The organism is Paenibacillus sp. NPDC058367, assembly GCF_042723305.1.
Lineage (GTDB): Bacteria > Bacillota > Bacilli > Paenibacillales > Paenibacillaceae > Paenibacillus_AQ.
Genome location: NZ_JBHXIZ010000002.1, coordinates 494585 through 509269 on the forward strand (window position 1 = coordinate 494585; position 14685 = coordinate 509269).

Annotated in this window: 19 protein-coding genes; 17 read left to right on the plus strand and 2 right to left on the minus strand. The window is 38.9% G+C overall.

The genetic code is table 11. The features are described from left to right. Positions 1-176: 176 nt before the first annotated feature. The 8 genes from ACFWMP_RS12910 to ACFWMP_RS12945 all read left to right on the plus strand — a co-directional run bounded on the left by ACFWMP_RS12910 (position 177) and on the right by ACFWMP_RS12945 (position 5902). Complete coding sequence (locus ACFWMP_RS12910) at positions 177-692, plus strand: GNAT family N-acetyltransferase (protein ID WP_379423858.1); 516 nt, start codon at positions 177-179, stop codon at positions 690-692. A 24-nt stretch (positions 693-716) separates the two neighbouring features. After that, the gene (locus ACFWMP_RS12915; RefSeq protein ID WP_379423859.1) at positions 717-1103 is read left to right on the plus strand and encodes a hypothetical protein; all 387 of its coding nucleotides are present in this window, start codon (positions 717-719) and stop codon (positions 1101-1103) included. A 201-nt stretch (positions 1104-1304) separates the two neighbouring features. Next, complete coding sequence (locus tag ACFWMP_RS12920) at positions 1305-2375, plus strand: CHAP domain-containing protein (protein WP_379423860.1); 1071 nt, start codon at positions 1305-1307, stop codon at positions 2373-2375. A 121-nt stretch (positions 2376-2496) separates the two neighbouring features. Further along, entirely contained in the window at positions 2497-2925 is a 429-nt protein-coding gene (fabZ, locus tag ACFWMP_RS12925; RefSeq protein WP_379423861.1) for a 3-hydroxyacyl-ACP dehydratase FabZ, read from the plus strand. Positions 2926-3204: 279 nt separating this feature from the next. After that, on the plus strand, positions 3205-3708 hold the full coding sequence (locus ACFWMP_RS12930; RefSeq protein WP_379423862.1) for a DinB family protein: 504 nt from the start codon (positions 3205-3207) through the stop codon (positions 3706-3708). A gap of 337 nt (positions 3709-4045) precedes the next feature. Then, positions 4046-4333 carry a hypothetical protein gene (locus tag ACFWMP_RS12935; protein WP_379423863.1) on the plus strand — a complete coding sequence of 96 codons (288 nt, stop codon included), beginning with the start codon at positions 4046-4048 and terminating at the stop codon, positions 4331-4333. 98 nt (positions 4334-4431) lie between these two features. Next, on the plus strand, positions 4432-5466 hold the full coding sequence (locus ACFWMP_RS12940; protein ID WP_379423864.1) for a phosphotransferase enzyme family protein: 1035 nt from the start codon (positions 4432-4434) through the stop codon (positions 5464-5466). A 127-nt stretch (positions 5467-5593) separates the two neighbouring features. Continuing rightward, positions 5594-5902, plus strand: a complete 309-nt coding sequence (locus ACFWMP_RS12945; protein ID WP_339241945.1) for a GNAT family protein — start codon at positions 5594-5596, stop codon at positions 5900-5902. A gap of 86 nt (positions 5903-5988) precedes the next feature. Here the strand turns inward: ACFWMP_RS12945 and ACFWMP_RS12950 are convergent, their stop codons facing one another. Together ACFWMP_RS12950 and ACFWMP_RS12955 are read right to left on the minus strand one after the other, a co-directional pair. Beyond that, complete coding sequence (locus tag ACFWMP_RS12950) at positions 5989-6390, minus strand: VOC family protein (RefSeq protein ID WP_042189208.1); 402 nt, start codon at positions 6388-6390, stop codon at positions 5989-5991. A 153-nt stretch (positions 6391-6543) separates the two neighbouring features. Further along, positions 6544-7404, minus strand: coding sequence for a LysR family transcriptional regulator (locus tag ACFWMP_RS12955; protein ID WP_379423865.1), 861 nt, complete (start codon positions 7402-7404; stop codon positions 6544-6546). Between the two features lie 183 nt (positions 7405-7587). On the opposite strand from ACFWMP_RS12955, the gene ACFWMP_RS12960 reads away from it, so the two are divergent. From ACFWMP_RS12960 to ACFWMP_RS13000, 9 genes are all read left to right on the plus strand, one after another. Further along, positions 7588-8757 (plus strand): MFS transporter, encoded by a 1170-nt coding sequence (locus ACFWMP_RS12960; protein ID WP_379423866.1) that lies wholly within the window; start codon positions 7588-7590, stop codon positions 8755-8757. A gap of 250 nt (positions 8758-9007) precedes the next feature. Then, positions 9008-9559, plus strand: coding sequence for a glutathione peroxidase (locus ACFWMP_RS12965; RefSeq protein WP_379423867.1), 552 nt, complete (start codon positions 9008-9010; stop codon positions 9557-9559). A gap of 95 nt (positions 9560-9654) precedes the next feature. Continuing rightward, a complete protein-coding gene (locus tag ACFWMP_RS12970; RefSeq protein WP_379423868.1) occupies positions 9655-9948 on the plus strand; it encodes a hypothetical protein in 294 nt (97 codons plus the stop codon). Positions 9949-10323: 375 nt separating this feature from the next. Next, positions 10324-10674, plus strand: a complete 351-nt coding sequence (locus ACFWMP_RS12975; RefSeq protein ID WP_379423869.1) for a hypothetical protein — start codon at positions 10324-10326, stop codon at positions 10672-10674. A 194-nt stretch (positions 10675-10868) separates the two neighbouring features. After that, the gene (locus tag ACFWMP_RS12980) at positions 10869-11669 is read left to right on the plus strand and encodes a phosphotransferase (protein ID WP_339241933.1); all 801 of its coding nucleotides are present in this window, start codon (positions 10869-10871) and stop codon (positions 11667-11669) included. A 255-nt stretch (positions 11670-11924) separates the two neighbouring features. Beyond that, on the plus strand, positions 11925-12314 hold the full coding sequence (locus ACFWMP_RS12985; protein ID WP_379423870.1) for a site-specific integrase: 390 nt from the start codon (positions 11925-11927) through the stop codon (positions 12312-12314). Then, positions 12259-12768: a tyrosine-type recombinase/integrase gene (locus ACFWMP_RS12990; RefSeq protein ID WP_379423871.1), complete on the plus strand. Its 510-nt coding sequence runs from the start codon at positions 12259-12261 to the stop codon at positions 12766-12768. Before ACFWMP_RS12985 ends, ACFWMP_RS12990 begins: the two co-directional genes overlap by 56 nt. Positions 12769-13007: 239 nt before the next feature. After that, positions 13008-13811 (plus strand): DUF2268 domain-containing putative Zn-dependent protease, encoded by an 804-nt coding sequence (locus ACFWMP_RS12995; protein ID WP_379423872.1) that lies wholly within the window; start codon positions 13008-13010, stop codon positions 13809-13811. Positions 13812-14293: 482 nt separating this feature from the next. Further along, positions 14294-14533 carry a hypothetical protein gene (locus ACFWMP_RS13000; protein WP_379423873.1) on the plus strand — a complete coding sequence of 80 codons (240 nt, stop codon included), beginning with the start codon at positions 14294-14296 and terminating at the stop codon, positions 14531-14533. Positions 14534-14685: the final 152 nt, after the last annotated feature.

Genomic DNA, 14685 nt, shown 5'->3' on the forward strand with positions numbered 1-14685 from the left:
CTTCGGCAGCCACTTTATTTGTTCAACTAATCGGGTAGTATAGAGAAATCTATTATTGTAAATTATGGTCTAATTATTATAGAGTACGTATTAGGTGAATGCAGATGGAACAACTGAAAATTTCAACAGAGTAACAAAATGCGCATGGGTATTACATAAGTTATTCATCCTTTATCATGGAGCGTGAAGGTGTACTTCTTCCTGAAACTAATATTACTGTAAGGCAATACGAAGATGATGATTATGTAATATGTCATAACATTTGCGAAATAGCTTTTTACGAAATGCATGAACGCGTGGGGATTCTTCCGTCTTACTATTATCCTCCTAACGAAACGGAGCGGATGAGATTCGCCGAAGATAGAAGCAATAGATTCGTGATGCTTATTGATAGTGAAATAGCAGCAGTCGGAATTATTGACGGGGTTGAACTGAGTCATATGTCCGTTCATCTAGATCTTCAATCACGAGGATACGGAAGAGCTTTTATTTCATTTCTTGTAAATGAAATTGTGCGAAGAGGTGGGAAAAACGTGACACTCGGGGTTGTGAAAGGCAATCCTGCAATAAAATTGTATAAGAGTCTTGGTTTCAAAGCAAAGTCATTAAACCATTGGGTAACAAAATATTATAAACCGGACACTCGATTGAGCAGACCACCTAGCGAGATATATCCTCAAATGACTCGTTGAGCTAACGGTAATGTTGTCTTTTTTATGAATCAGAAAAAGGATAGCAGAAATCAAGAATTGAAATATGAATTATTGAATGCTAACATTCACCGAGATTTAGCTCAACTTGAAGCAACTATACAGTATCAACAAGATCATAATTGGAATAATGAAACTCTTGTTACACAGAAACTAGATGATGCCATCGATTCAATTATCTTACACAGTGGAATGGAAAGAGATAAGGAAGATATCCTTATGAAAATGTACGATTACATGAACGAGTTCAAGGTTGGTGACGAGATTTTAGATGTAAACCTAAATGATAAGCAACGCGCCGATTACATCTATTTAGGTGAAAAGCTTAGATCTAACGGGTGGACGTTTAATGTAGGATATGATACAGCTGGGAGACTTTTGCATCTAAAGTAAAGGAGTTGGTAACGGAGTCATAGATGTCAAAAGTCTGTACTGGATTGCACGGATACGGATTAACTAGTACAGCAAGACTCACATGGATCTATACAAACATTTAAAAAAAACTTACTTGAACTAATGGGAAACGTTAGTTTTATGAGTACAGAGAGGCTACGGACATAAGCTTGTGTTAGTTCGGGGATTGGGGAATGAATTATGATATGTGAGAAGAAATCTAAGCGTCTTGAAATTGTTCGATCCCTTGTTTGTGAAATGCAGAGCAGCTTCAAGAATCAGGAAGCTTGGGCTTATCTTTCAGGAGTGTCTACCTTCGCTTCGATACTCGCTATGAGAAGAGGACAAGATTCGGAAATAGCTGCGATCGCGGGGATGCTACACGATTTTTATTTCTATAAAACTGGAATAAATACCTTTCCTGGTCACAATAGCGCAGACGCGGTAAGACCTATAATACGTAGCACTCAAATCTTTACCGACGAAGAGATCTCAGTAATTCTTAGATCAATCTTTTATCAAGAAGATAGAAATCGGGTTCATGGGCCAGATGAGGAAGTTATTAAAGACGCTATTTTATTGCAGAGGTACTTTCAAAATACAGGAAATCATTTGCTTAAGACGGATATACATAGACTACAAAATGTATTTATTGAATTAGGGATTCCGGAGGAAAATGTAAATACAGAATTTAACGTAGATGTGGAGGCATTAAATAGAGAAACTAAAGACAGACGACTTATGCTGGCTGATTTTGCGGAAAAGCTCGCAGAGCAAAATATAATCGGGGTACCGGAAGATGAACGTTATCGGGAAATTTGCAAGTATTGGCCGGACTCTGATATCTATAAAGTACTAGAAGGTAACTGGTGTGCTGCATTTGTATACTACTGCTGTATGCAGGTTGGAATACTTCTTCCAATTCGATATCCTAACCGAATGTATCGTCTAGCTGGGGTTGGTGCGTGGTTGGAATGGGCTCAGCTGCCCGAAACTAGATTTTTCTATGACGCTAAACAAGAAGAATTTAATCCGGCACGTGGTGATATTGTTATTTTCGATAAGCTTCTCTCCGATAATTCTCACGATCATATCGGAATTGTTTTAGCTTGTGAAGACAATGGAATTTTGATTGCTGAAGGTAATAAAGACAATAAAAACTACTCTAGTGTCTCATTCAGGGGTAGAGATCATTGTATACTCGGATATGTCCGAATAGATAACGGCTACCGTTATCATTTCAATGGAGAGTATATACCCTTTGGTTATTGATTTCGAGCAGTTATTACGCTTACGGATAGGATAGTTTAATAAGAGTTATGTTGAGTTTTTTTCGGGCCAGTTTAACCCAAAGGCGATAAAATGGTAATAAACCGATTAGGGAGGCAAATCCATGATTGATATTGAAAGAATTAAAGAGATTATTCCTCATCGGAATCCATTTCTCTTGGTCGATAGGATATTGGAGATTAATGTGGGGAAGAGAGCTGTTGGGATTAAAAATGTAACCATTAATGAACCTTATTTTCTCGGTCATTTCCCTGACTATCCCGTAATGCCTGGAGTCTTAATTGTAGAAGCACTGGCACAGGTCGGTGGAGTCGCTATGTCTAACGTTGAAAGCAACAATCATAAAATAGGCTTACTGACTGGTATTGATAATTGTCGTTTCAAACGACAAGTAAAACCAGGAGACCAACTCCTTCTTGTATTTGATGTAATTCGAATCAAGGGACAAATCGTCAACGGAAAGGGAGTCGCCACGGTAAATAATGAATTGGTATGCGAATCTGAAATAATGTTTGCATTCAGTTCGATTTAGGTTTTAATGTAACGGGAAACGACAATTGAACAATATACATTGATGAGCAGGTGCTTCGGTATCCTGCTCTTTTCATTAAGCTAACGGGCAGGCTAGCGTAAACAAAATGATCAAAAGTATTAACCATACGTAGTTAATTACATTTCGGGATTAGCACAATGATTTTCGGCAGCTTCGTTTGGTTAACGGGGGTAGTTCGTAAGTAAATGTAAATATTTACTTACGAACTAGTGTTCGGTATAATAAACTTGATTCCATTACAAAAAGGAGATGTTGGATATGTATAAACACATTAAAGATTTTGCCGCAACTTGGCAGAATGAAACGGAAGCAACAATGCGGACACTGGAGATCCTGACCGACGAGTCTCTTGGCCAACAGATAACAAGCGATCATAGAACGCTTGGACGTGTTGCATGGCACCTTGTACAGACGTTGCACGAAATGCCATCTCGGACGGGACTGTCTTTCGAAGGACCGAGCGAAGATATGCCGGTGCCAGCTTCGGCAGCAGACATCGCGTCAGTCTATAAGAGGACCTCACAAGCGCTCCTTGATGCTATACAGTCCAGTTGGAAAGATGAGAATCTGCTTATCATGAGCGATATGTATGGTGATCAATGGCCAAACGGCTTAATGCTGGATATTCTCGTAAAGCATGAGATTCATCATCGTGGTCAGATGACAGTCCTGATGCGTCAGGCAGGCCTTCGTGTGCCGGATCTTTACGGCCCGACAAAAGAGCAGTGGGCCGAGTACGGAGCGCTACCTCCAGTAATTTAGAGTAAGATTATATCCGCTTTGGCCGTTTGGCTATAGTGGGATTTATAAGTATTTTATCATAGGATTGAAAGTGGTGGCTTGAATCATAGACAAGAGGATATCATCGGACTGAAACTGTTAATTCTATTGAACTAACGGGGAACGTTAGTGGAATAGCGGTTGCTTCGGCAGCCGTTTTTTATTTGTTCAACTAACGTGCAGTAGAGCGTGATGTTGCCTTGTTGAACTATTAGGCAGTTAAATGCGGTATTATATTGTACGATTATCCATAAGAGATGAGGTGCTTTTTATCAAGAAGAAATATGCTTCCCTAATAGTTTCCATATTATTATTTGTGATGGCTTATACAAAACCAAGTAGTCAAGATTATGATAATTACCTCCATAAGGTTCACGGTCTTAAATGTGACAGTTCTGAAAGCTCAAATTGCTTTCATACTATTAATGACTTGAAATCATCAAGTCTCACACATCAGATTATTTTTATGACAACAGAAACAAAAATTTTTGGAGAGGCAGATAATAAAGTACGAGTAGTAGGTATTTTCAATCATTTTTTTGTAATAGAAAATCGACTTCATCCTAAATCAGATAATAACAATAATATCGAAGTTCCGTTGAGCTAACGGGACACGATAGTTGAATAATACATATAGATGAGCAGGTTATCTTAATAAACTAAGTGATGGATAAAATATAAATATAAGTGTTCTCTCTCAAACTATTGGAAAATATTATGGTACGATGTCCTTATTCGGTTGTTTCAAGGGGAGAAGATACCGTGCTAAATACTCAGAATATTGCTATAGAAGCATTAACTTGTTATCCAATTACTTATCAATCAATAGCTCATATTGGACAAAATGCAAACACCATCTATAAAGTGACAGATAAGGAAAGTAACTGTTATAGTTTGCGAATACATCTATCAAAAAATGATTCGATGGAAAGTATTTGGTCTGAGGAAAAAGTCATCCATTCAGAAATGATTTGGCTGGAATCATTAACAAATGATACAAATCTGGTGTTGCCATCACCTATAAAAAATAACATTGGTGAATATGTTACTAAGATAGCTGACATAAACTGTACATTGTTAAAATGGGTAGATGGTGATCAAAAACAATTTGTTCCAACAGTCAATGATGCCGAGTGCGTAGGCGAATTGATCGGAAAGCTTCATAAACAATCATCTTTTTGGAAAATTCCGTCATCATTTACTCGACCGTCATTTGATAATTCTAGAATTTCACAATCATTAGAAAAGCTAAAACAGCTTGCTAACGCTGGTGAGCTCGATAAAAATGATGTGGAAATTCTGCAATTGGCCGGAGAGTGTGCAATTTTAATGATGAACGACATAGAAAGAACACCAGGCAATTGGGGGATAATTCACGCAGATTTGATTCCAAGTAATTTTGTGTTTCATGAACAAGAAGCTAGAGCTATTGATTTTGGAGCTTGTGGGTTCGGATATTATTTATTCGATTTAGGTTGGACACTTTCTTATATCCACCCAGCATTCAGAAACCAGTTGCTAGAATCATACGCAAAACAATTCGACCTGCCTCATAACTATGTTCAACGTTTGGAAGGTTTCTTTGTAGCAGCCCAACTCGAAACAATGAATTTTTGGCTTGGGCTGCCTGAATCTAATGAGTGGTTACCCAGTCACATTAGTAAATTAGCAAGTCGGGAATTTAAGCGATATGTAAATAAAGAAGAATTTCTCTTTAGTGGTACTCCTTACTGGGAGTAGTTTGTTCAACGAACGGCGAACGTTAGCCCAGATATTTTGGGAGCAGTTTTGCTTCAGAAGAAAAGAGATCATGATAAGCTTATTGTCGAAAAGAATCTATAACCGCATAAACAAAAGGAGAGGTACTTTGAAAAAAATTAGGGAAGCAACAAAAGAGGAAATGATCGAAATTTATAAGATGGGCTATGATGTTTGGGGAGATAATCTGCCATATGAAGAATATATAACTATGTGCCAGGCTTCCAAAAAGTATAAAAAGGGAAAGTGGTACGTTCTTGAAGCAACAGATACAAAGCAACTATTAAGCTCCCTCATCGTATATGATCTAAATCTTTCTGATGACCAAATTGTAAAAGGGATTGGTTCAATTGCTACCCCTTTATATTTAAGAAAAAAAGGATATGCTTCTTTATTGGTCAAAGAAACGATAGGTTAACCCAGGTGATTTGAATTACAGATATGAGATTATAGTGGGTGTGAAAAAACGCCAGTCACCTTAAACAGGTGACCGGCGTTTTCATATTAGCTTTTAGGCATTTTGCTCTCATCCATGTACAGCAGGTTCCAGCGGTGACCGTCCAGGTCGGCAAATCCTGCGCCGTACATCCAGCCGTCAGTTTCACTCGGCTTGCCAAAGATGTTTCCTCCGGCAGACTCTACTTTTTGAATAAAGGCATCTACTTCTTCTCTGCTTTCAGCGCCAATGGAGAATATTACTTCTGCGCTATGGGAAGTATCTGCGGTTTTAGAACCTGTGAATTTCTCAAACGCTGCATCCGGGAACAGCAGAATCGTTGTTTGGCCTATGTCAAGCTTGGCTCTCTCGTTACCAACGCTCACTGCATGGAATCCAATCTCATTGAAAAAGGCAGTTGACCTCTCAACATCTTTGACCGGCAGGTTAATCCAGATCTCCTGTGGCATGGCTATAGCCTCCTGAATATATTTTTAACAACTCCTACTATACTCTAGTTCTGGCAGCAGAAGCGAATCTTACAAAAGAATCCGCAATGACATTTCTGTCATGCATTATGCGGTTTCCTTAGTAACTTCTCTTCTCTATATCGCAATTCACTCTTAATTGAAATACTCGATAGTGTTCTCAATAAATGCCTTGGCCGATTTTGTCAGAAAACGGTCGGACCTATGAATGATCTCAAAGTGACGGTATGGCGGATCGTCTGTAATTCGGATGCAGCGTAGAGTTGGTTCATCCATCGCTTGGATCAAACGATAAGGCAGCAATGTTCCTCCGACGTTGGCTTTAACCAAGCTAATAATGGAAGTAGCCGAACTGGTCTCCATGATCGTATTTAAACTGAATCCAGATTTACGGCAATAGCCATCAACCAGTTCTCTGCCTGTAAATCCTTCGGGGAACATCACAGTTTGGATATTTCGCAGTTCTTGGATTCCGATCGTACTTCGTTCAGCCCAATCATGATTCTCGGAAACGACGAGTACATATTCTTCACTGCACAAAGGAATGCGTACAAGCCGATCATCAGGAGCAGACGTGATCTCGATACCGATGTCTACTTCATTATCGAGCACTTGATTCAAGACATAGATCGAAGAGATAACCTTCAGTTGTACCTTGGGGAATCGTGCATGGAAATTCACGAGCAATGGAGTGAGCCGATAGTCCAGATCGGAAGGAAGAACACCAATTACTAAGCGACCTCGTTGATCATTGCGGAGTTCAGCTAACGCATCCTGGGTATTCTGTAAATGCCGAATCATCTGTACACAGTGCTCCAGAAACAGATTTCCTGCCTGGGTCATCACAATCTTTTTGCCGACTCGGTCAAATAAGGGAACACCGAGTTCATCCTCGAGCGCGCGTATTTGTTGGCTCAACGTAGGTTGAGATATGCCGAGTTTCTCAGCTGCTCGTGTAAAATGAAGCTCCTCACAAACAGCAATGAAGTTTTCCATCTGACGAATCTCCATATGTATACCCTCTAATCATTGGTTTTAGTAATCATTTTAATAGAAACTATAGTATTGTTCAATCATTCTAAAGATTCTATACTTAATCGTGCACCACCCAACGATCTGTCGTTAAAAAATAGGATGATGGGTGAATGTAACGATACTACTACCATGAGGTGATTCATAATGAAACTTTTTTATATCGTCCTAGCGCTTATCCTGGCTTCACTGAATTTACGACCACCTATTACATCCATTTCACCTCTAATGAGCACCGTACAGAATGATCTGGGTATAAGCGGGATTACCGCCAGTCTGTTAACCACACTTCCGGTATTATGCATGGGCATATTTGCTCCGTTCTCCGTAAGATTAAGCAGAAAGTGGGGGAATGAGGGCGCAATTGTTCTGGCTTTAATCCTCATTGGGTTAGGTACTGGATTACGATGGTTTGTTGGTACAACTCCATTGATGATGTTCACTTCTTTTCTGTCCGGTGTAGGAATTGCATTGGCAGGGCCGCTATTATCCAGCTTCATTAAGCAGTACTTCCCTGACCGAGTGGCAGCTATGGTGGGCATCTACTCTACAGCGATGGTGATGGGGGCCAGCATTAGTGTGGGATTATCGGTTCCGCTTCAGCATACGCTGGGTGGTTCGTGGAGGGGCTCGTTGGCTGTATGGGCATTTCTCGCAGCCATTGCATTGCCGATCTGGTTGAGATTAGCCTGGTCTGCGCGCATAGATCGACAATCCGGTAAAATCTCGAGTGTACTTAATTCACCACTTCCAGTGAACAACAAGCGTGCCTGGATGCTGACATTATTCTTCGGGCTGATGGCAGCGATCTTCTACTCGTTGACCGCTTGGCTTGCGCCAGCAATCCAAAGCCAGGGGTATAGTCAAGAGACGGCCGGCAACATCCAAACCTTATTTACATTGATATCTCTGCCCTCTACGTTGTTCATTCCCATGCTTGTACACCGTTACCAAAGACGTGTATTCTGGCTTGTTGGGTGTGCGTTATTAGAGTTGATGGGTGTCCTGATGCTGAACATATCCGTTAGCCCCTGGCTCGCGGCGATTCCACTCGGTATTGGAGCAGGTGGACTGTTCCCGATTGCACTGATGTTACCCATTGATGAAACAAGCAATGCTCAGGAAGCCAGTAGCTGGTCCGCAATGACCCAATCAGGTGGCTACATTCTCGGAGCGCTTGGGCCGCTAGCCATTGGCTGGCTCCACGATGCAACGGGCAGCTTCGTCCAAGCATTCTATGGTTTGGCTGTAATCATCGTGCTTCAGATTATCGTTCAATTGACTATAGGTAATAAAAAAAGTTCTCCAGCGAGTTAGGATAAGCCCCAGAGCTGAGAGGATGTACTATTTTCATGATGAATTTAGAAACGGATTTTGTTGGGGGGAAATAAGTAGAGGAGCTTCCTATATGGTAGCTCCTCTTTTCTAGTAAATTAACGGGCAATATCCTAAGGTAATATTTGATTATAGGTTCATTCTATAAAGATTATTTCTTTTATATATTAGACCAATAAAAGCCTGTAGCTATATTATGTTATTTATAATAATACTGCGGAGGAATGGTCTGATGTCTATTTATGATTTTCAAGCGAAGTCAATTAAGGGTGAGCCTGTTGAATTGTCAATTTATCGTGGAAAAGTTCTGCTTATTCTGAACACTGCCAGTAGATGCAGTTATTCTCGCCAATTACCTGATCTTCAAAGGCTTTACGAAATTCACCATGAACAAGGGTTTGAAATACTAGGTTTTCCTTGTAACCAATTCAACGAGAAAGAGCCAGAGAGTAACTCGGAAGTACGTGAATATTGTGAGAGCAACTTTGGAGTTAAGTTTCCTTTATTCGAGAAAGTTGAGGTTAGGGGACCGACTGCTCATCCTTTATTTCAATATTTAACACAGCAAGCACCATTTCAAGGATTCGATACTGAGACATCAGGCGGTCAATGGATGCAGGATTTTCTGCTGGAAAAGTATCCGGACATATATGCCGGTGACGGGATCAAGTGGAATTTCTCAAAGTTTTTAATTGATCGAAACGGTCATATATATGGCAGATACGAAACAACGACTGAACCATTTGATATAGAGTTATTTATTGAATCACTTCTTTTAAAGTAAATGAATCCGATTAGTGATTAAGCTAACGGGCAGGATAGTTGAATGAGTAATCGAATAAATACAAATAAAAATCTATAAGTCAGGAAGTGCTAAACATGAATTATCTGGGGTCTTTAAGGTTAAATCAAGAAGGCAAACAGAAACAAGTTGAAGATATACTTGAAAGAAATAAAGCACAACCTGTCGGACATCGTTATATCGACATAATAACTGACTCTAGATATATTCGAAATTTAGTATTTGAACTCACACAAGTCGGGATAGCAATTAATGGTGTAACATGGTGGTGCCATGTACAGATGAGAATAGGAATCTTTATGGATGTCCTCATGGAATGGGAGGTACCCAAAGCATTCATTTCGAGGGCTGGTTTAGTGAAATGGGTGTAGATTATGAAAGTTCTGATTTACCTGATGGTATATACGAAAAATTAGAACAGGGCAATATATCACCTACTGAAATAACCTCAATAAATGATTCTATTCTAGTCTACACTAATCAGTTTAAGGAAGATGAGCGGTTTAGCCCATGTTTTGTACCCGCCATATGGCTAAATGTTCCTAAAGAATGGAGACGGCTACGGTAGGTGCAGTTAATCTAACTGAGAACGATAGCTCAATACAGGCAGAAGTAGACTGCCTTGAGGACCAGCTGCTTCTTGTTATGTTAACGGATAGAATACTACCAATATGATCTAAAATGAGTTGGGATTATATCCCATGACACACGTTGAAGAGTTAATTAGGAAAAGGAGGAAGTGAAAGGTGCAGGTCTTCGATACACGTCAAATTAACAATTTAATGACTGGGGTTGGCCTTGCTTGTGAACTTGAAGCTAACACTGAAATGAATCGAGCTTTCGTAAAAGTACAGGTTATTATTGAACAGAAATACTTAAATAAGTTAGAACCTGAATCGGCTAGGTTTTACTTAAGGAAATATGAGGTACCCACAACGTATCTAGAAAATGAATGGGATGTTACAGACGACGAACTTGTCGAATCGATTCATGAAATTAATATTATAGGAATCAAAAATCTTGAAAAATATCTGGCTAAGTATCTGGATAATTTCGGAAGACTGGTATGCGAGTGGAGTTGTGAAAATCCGTTGTAGATGGAGAAATGACGTTACGCTAACGGGGAACTATAGTTCAATAATGAGAGGGCTACCGAGAGGTAGCCCTTTGTTCAACTAACGTGCAGGTTAGTTGAAAAGTTTCGCGAATACTCTACATATGAATTATTTATAGAGTCCGTGATAAGACGATATTGGAAATAACGCCAAGATACACAAATGAGGAGTACAAAATGATGAATAACCGATTCTCAATGCCAAGTAAATTAGTAAATCAGTCAGAATTACTTAAAACTACAATCATTGAAAAAGGAAGACATTATCAATCTTTGCACATTTTAGAGTTTGATAATTCTGTAAAATATGTGTTGAAAGAAAAAAACGTTAAAGATTCTGGAAGTTTAATGGACGAAGCAGAAAGACTAAAATGGGTAAATGATGTGATTCCTTCTCCTAAAGTAATAAGTTATCAGAAGGAGAATGGAAAGGAATATTTAGTTATGACCTATATAGAAGGTTGTACTGCGGAAGAATACCAGCAGGAAGAGGGAGATAAAAGTCTAGGCTATATTTTAGGAGAAGGTTTAAGAACAATACACAATGTTCCCATTGATAATTGCTTTTTCAATGATTTTTTGCCAGAAAAACTGATTGATATGGTCAAAAACAATATTAATGAGAGAAAACATGAAGTCATAGAGGCTATTAATAACTCATTTCCCAACCATACTATTGAGCAACTAATTGATTTTTTGGAAATGAATAAAGCGTCGACAGAGGAACTAGTTTTTACTCATGGTGACTATGGTTCTGGAAACGTTATGATAAATAATGGATGTATTGAAGCATTTATTGATTTAGGAGCTTCAGGGATATCAGATCCATACTATGATATTTATTATCTTGTAAAAAGTCTTACTTATTATACAGATAGGAAAGAAGAAATAGTTGAATTTATGAAAGGATATGGAATATCTGAATTAGACGAGGATAGAATGAAATTTCATCAAATTATCGATACTTTATTATTGTGATTTATATAGTAGTAACTCTAAGAAGGCGTTGACATCCTGTAACACCGTATGCTGAGTCGCATTCACTCCTTGATTCTGTCCGAAGCATCAATAGGAAGAGCTATCAGTCAGACAATTCTACAATGGCGAAGTCCGTCGGACCCGTGCGTCATGCCGTTAAGCTAACGAGGAACGCTAGCTCAAGCAGGTTAGAAGATTAAAACCTCCCTTTAGAAGCAAACCTAGTTGTAATAGCTTCTAAGGGGAGGTTTTATTATGAAGTTAAGTGAGTTGTGGCATCTATATGAGGCTGATAAACGAATTCAAGGATATAGTCCGAGAACATTGAACGCCTACGTCCTCCAAAACAAAATGCTAATGACGGAACTAGGTGATCCCGAGATAGCGGAGATTACATTGTCAATGCTGAAGCAATATTTGGCGAAACAAGCAGAACGTTTGAAGCCAAGCAGCCTAGGGCATCGAATTCGTTTCGTCCGATCCCTGTTTCGCTATGCGTATGAAGAGACTTACCTGACTTCAAATCCTTCTTTAAAACTAAGAGAACCCAAATTGGACAAGCGAATTCCTAAGTTTTTAGTCGAGGAAGATGTTATTCATCTTAAGATCTCGTGGCCAAACATTAAGAGAAAGAGCGCTGCTTGAGCTTCTCTATTGTACTGGCTGTCGAGTCGGGGAAGTAGAGAGGATAAACATCGAGGATCTCAATTGGGAAAACTGCTCTATAGTCGTAAACGGTAAGGGCTCCAAGCAGAGAGAAGTGTACTTTGCGACAGAGTGCAAAGTATGGTTAAGGAAGTACCTGACCAGTCGTGGAGATACCTGTAAAGCCTTATTCGTAACGGATACCAACCCAACTAAACGCATGGCTATTCCTTCAATAAGGTGGGCATTAAAATGGCTTGCAGATCGAGGAGAGATTGAAACGAATGTTTATCCGCATCGCTTTCGACATACCTATGCTTGCCAACTCCTTGATAACGGTGCTCCCTTGGATTTCATCCAAGGTATGTTGGGTCATGAGAAAGCCTCAACCACGCAAATATACGCACAACTTCGTGGCGACCGTAGGAGAGAAATGTATCGACGATTTTTTTAGCATATAATAGCGGCAGATCCCTTTTAGAATTCTGCCGCTATTCAACTAAAGGGCAGTTTATCACAATTCCAAAAAAAGGAATGGATTACTTTCCCACGAATATTTAATGTGAAATATCCAATCTTTGGAGGAATGAAATGACTACGATGCTGTCTATTCGGAAATTTTAAAATTATATTTTGGGAGTTGTTTAGATGAGAATAATAAAAATGATTGACAACTACAATGAGATGTGAGACATGTCAAAAATTCAGGGCAAATTTAACGCTTATAAGTGTTATACTGAAAAATATCCAGATTTATATGACGGTATTTTTAAGTATTTTTATATGACTGATATTAGCAATTTGCAATCAATGATAGAACAGTGTGACTTTAATTCTTGTCTTGCGAAAGCGAAAGAAAATATAAATAACGGTATTGTTGATAAGATTGTCAAGACAGTGAATAAAACCATTAAATTGTTGAATTATCATGGCGGTTTTGATTTATACATTGGGCTTGACCTAGGTATGCACGGAGGCGTTGCGCTTCCGGTTAATCACGGAAACCCCTATGCTTACATTGGAATTGACAGAAATATAAGTGAATCAAACGTCGAGTCATTAATTCCGCATGAACTAAATCATATGGTGCGCGGTGCTATTTTACAAAACATAGATATGTTTGACTTCACCGAACGGGTAATATCGGAAGGTTTGGGCACTTATTGTCCTGTCGCTTTCAAATATGGCAGTTGTGATTTTGACTTAACTATTGAGATAGTGGCGGAAGTAATGGGATTGCCAATAAATAAAACAATGAAACTCATGAATAATAAAAATTCGTTAGAAAAGGCGGTTGTAAACGAATTTGGGACACCCTTGACCGCAGAGAAAATGAGTCAGTTTTTTATGTGGAGTGGTGATGATGCTACCGAATATCCTTTAAGCGGATATTTCATTGGTATGTATATAATTCACGATTTAATCACCAAAGGGTACACAATCTGTGAATTAACTGCAATGTCATCACAGGTTATTTATCAAAATTATACAAAATAAGCGTTATTCTTATTCACCTTTTTTCCTAAAAGTTTAATAATTTTATACATTATTCAAAAAAGCATTCCCATATTTTTGATAAGAAAGTAATTACAAATAATACATAATATGTAATATGATAAGGGATGAAAAAGGAATTAATACATTCTGCGCCAGGAAAACTTGTCAACGTCAATGGCCTTGAAATGCATTTTTTTTGGAAGGGAATGGAGGAAAGACACTTGTGTTTATGGCCGGAAGCGGAACAGGTTGCCCCACTCTTGACTTCAAACCATTGTGGTCATTGTTGACAAAAAGACATAGGATAGTCGTAATCGAAAAGGTAACTCAGCTAGGTGAAGTTACACTAACGGGACACGATAGCACCAGACATGACGGTAGCCGGCCACACGATCGGTTGCCGTTGCTCGTTGAAGTAAACGGGCAGGAGAGCATAGTTATTTGGCGGATTTTTAAGTCAATAATAATAAGGAGGCAATATTTTGAGAATTATTGGTGAACCCAGAATATCAAATGATTTTATAATTGCAGAAATTGAAATTGATGAAATGGACTTGAAAACTGGGTTGTTTAATCCAAGAATAATTCTCTGCAATTATACTAAATCAAAAGGTAAATTCATATTTCGCGGAATTCATAAACTATCAATAGATCTAGAAAATTTCATTAATAGTGAAATTCCAAAACTAAAAGCAATTAGACTAAGAACAAATTTCATGTAAATCGGGTTTTTACCATATATCGAGACCATGATCTATCCAAACAATCCGTTTAGAACTAACGGGAGACGTTAGTTTAGGCCAGCAAATAAGACGAGGCTGCCGGCAAGAACGGCGGCCTCATTAAGCTATTGGGTAGGAAAGTTTTAAGGGAA

Excerpts from the sequence above, each read along its gene's own strand:
- ACFWMP_RS12910 (WP_379423858.1), top strand. The coding sequence starts at position 177 with ATGGAGCGTGAAGGTGTACTTCTTCCTGAAACTAATATTACTGTAAGG.
- ACFWMP_RS12915 (WP_379423859.1), top strand. The coding sequence starts at position 717 with ATGAATCAGAAAAAGGATAGCAGAAATCAAGAATTGAAATATGAATTA.
- ACFWMP_RS12920 (WP_379423860.1), top strand. The coding sequence starts at position 1,305 with ATGATATGTGAGAAGAAATCTAAGCGTCTTGAAATTGTTCGATCCCTT.
- fabZ (WP_379423861.1), top strand. The coding sequence starts at position 2,497 with ATGATTGATATTGAAAGAATTAAAGAGATTATTCCTCATCGGAATCCA.
- ACFWMP_RS12930 (WP_379423862.1), top strand. The coding sequence starts at position 3,205 with ATGTATAAACACATTAAAGATTTTGCCGCAACTTGGCAGAATGAAACG.
- ACFWMP_RS12935 (WP_379423863.1), top strand. The coding sequence starts at position 4,046 with ATGGCTTATACAAAACCAAGTAGTCAAGATTATGATAATTACCTCCAT.
- ACFWMP_RS12950 (WP_042189208.1), bottom strand. The coding sequence starts at position 6,390 with ATGCCACAGGAGATCTGGATTAACCTGCCGGTCAAAGATGTTGAGAGG.
- ACFWMP_RS12955 (WP_379423865.1), bottom strand. The coding sequence starts at position 7,404 with ATGGAAAACTTCATTGCTGTTTGTGAGGAGCTTCATTTTACACGAGCA.
- ACFWMP_RS12960 (WP_379423866.1), top strand. The coding sequence starts at position 7,588 with ATGAAACTTTTTTATATCGTCCTAGCGCTTATCCTGGCTTCACTGAAT.
- ACFWMP_RS12965 (WP_379423867.1), top strand. The coding sequence starts at position 9,008 with ATGTCTATTTATGATTTTCAAGCGAAGTCAATTAAGGGTGAGCCTGTT.
- ACFWMP_RS12970 (WP_379423868.1), top strand. The coding sequence starts at position 9,655 with ATGAATTATCTGGGGTCTTTAAGGTTAAATCAAGAAGGCAAACAGAAA.
- ACFWMP_RS12980 (WP_339241933.1), top strand. The coding sequence starts at position 10,869 with ATGATGAATAACCGATTCTCAATGCCAAGTAAATTAGTAAATCAGTCA.
- ACFWMP_RS12985 (WP_379423870.1), top strand. The coding sequence starts at position 11,925 with ATGAAGTTAAGTGAGTTGTGGCATCTATATGAGGCTGATAAACGAATT.
- ACFWMP_RS12990 (WP_379423871.1), top strand. The coding sequence starts at position 12,259 with ATGTTATTCATCTTAAGATCTCGTGGCCAAACATTAAGAGAAAGAGCG.
- ACFWMP_RS12995 (WP_379423872.1), top strand. The coding sequence starts at position 13,008 with ATGTCAAAAATTCAGGGCAAATTTAACGCTTATAAGTGTTATACTGAA.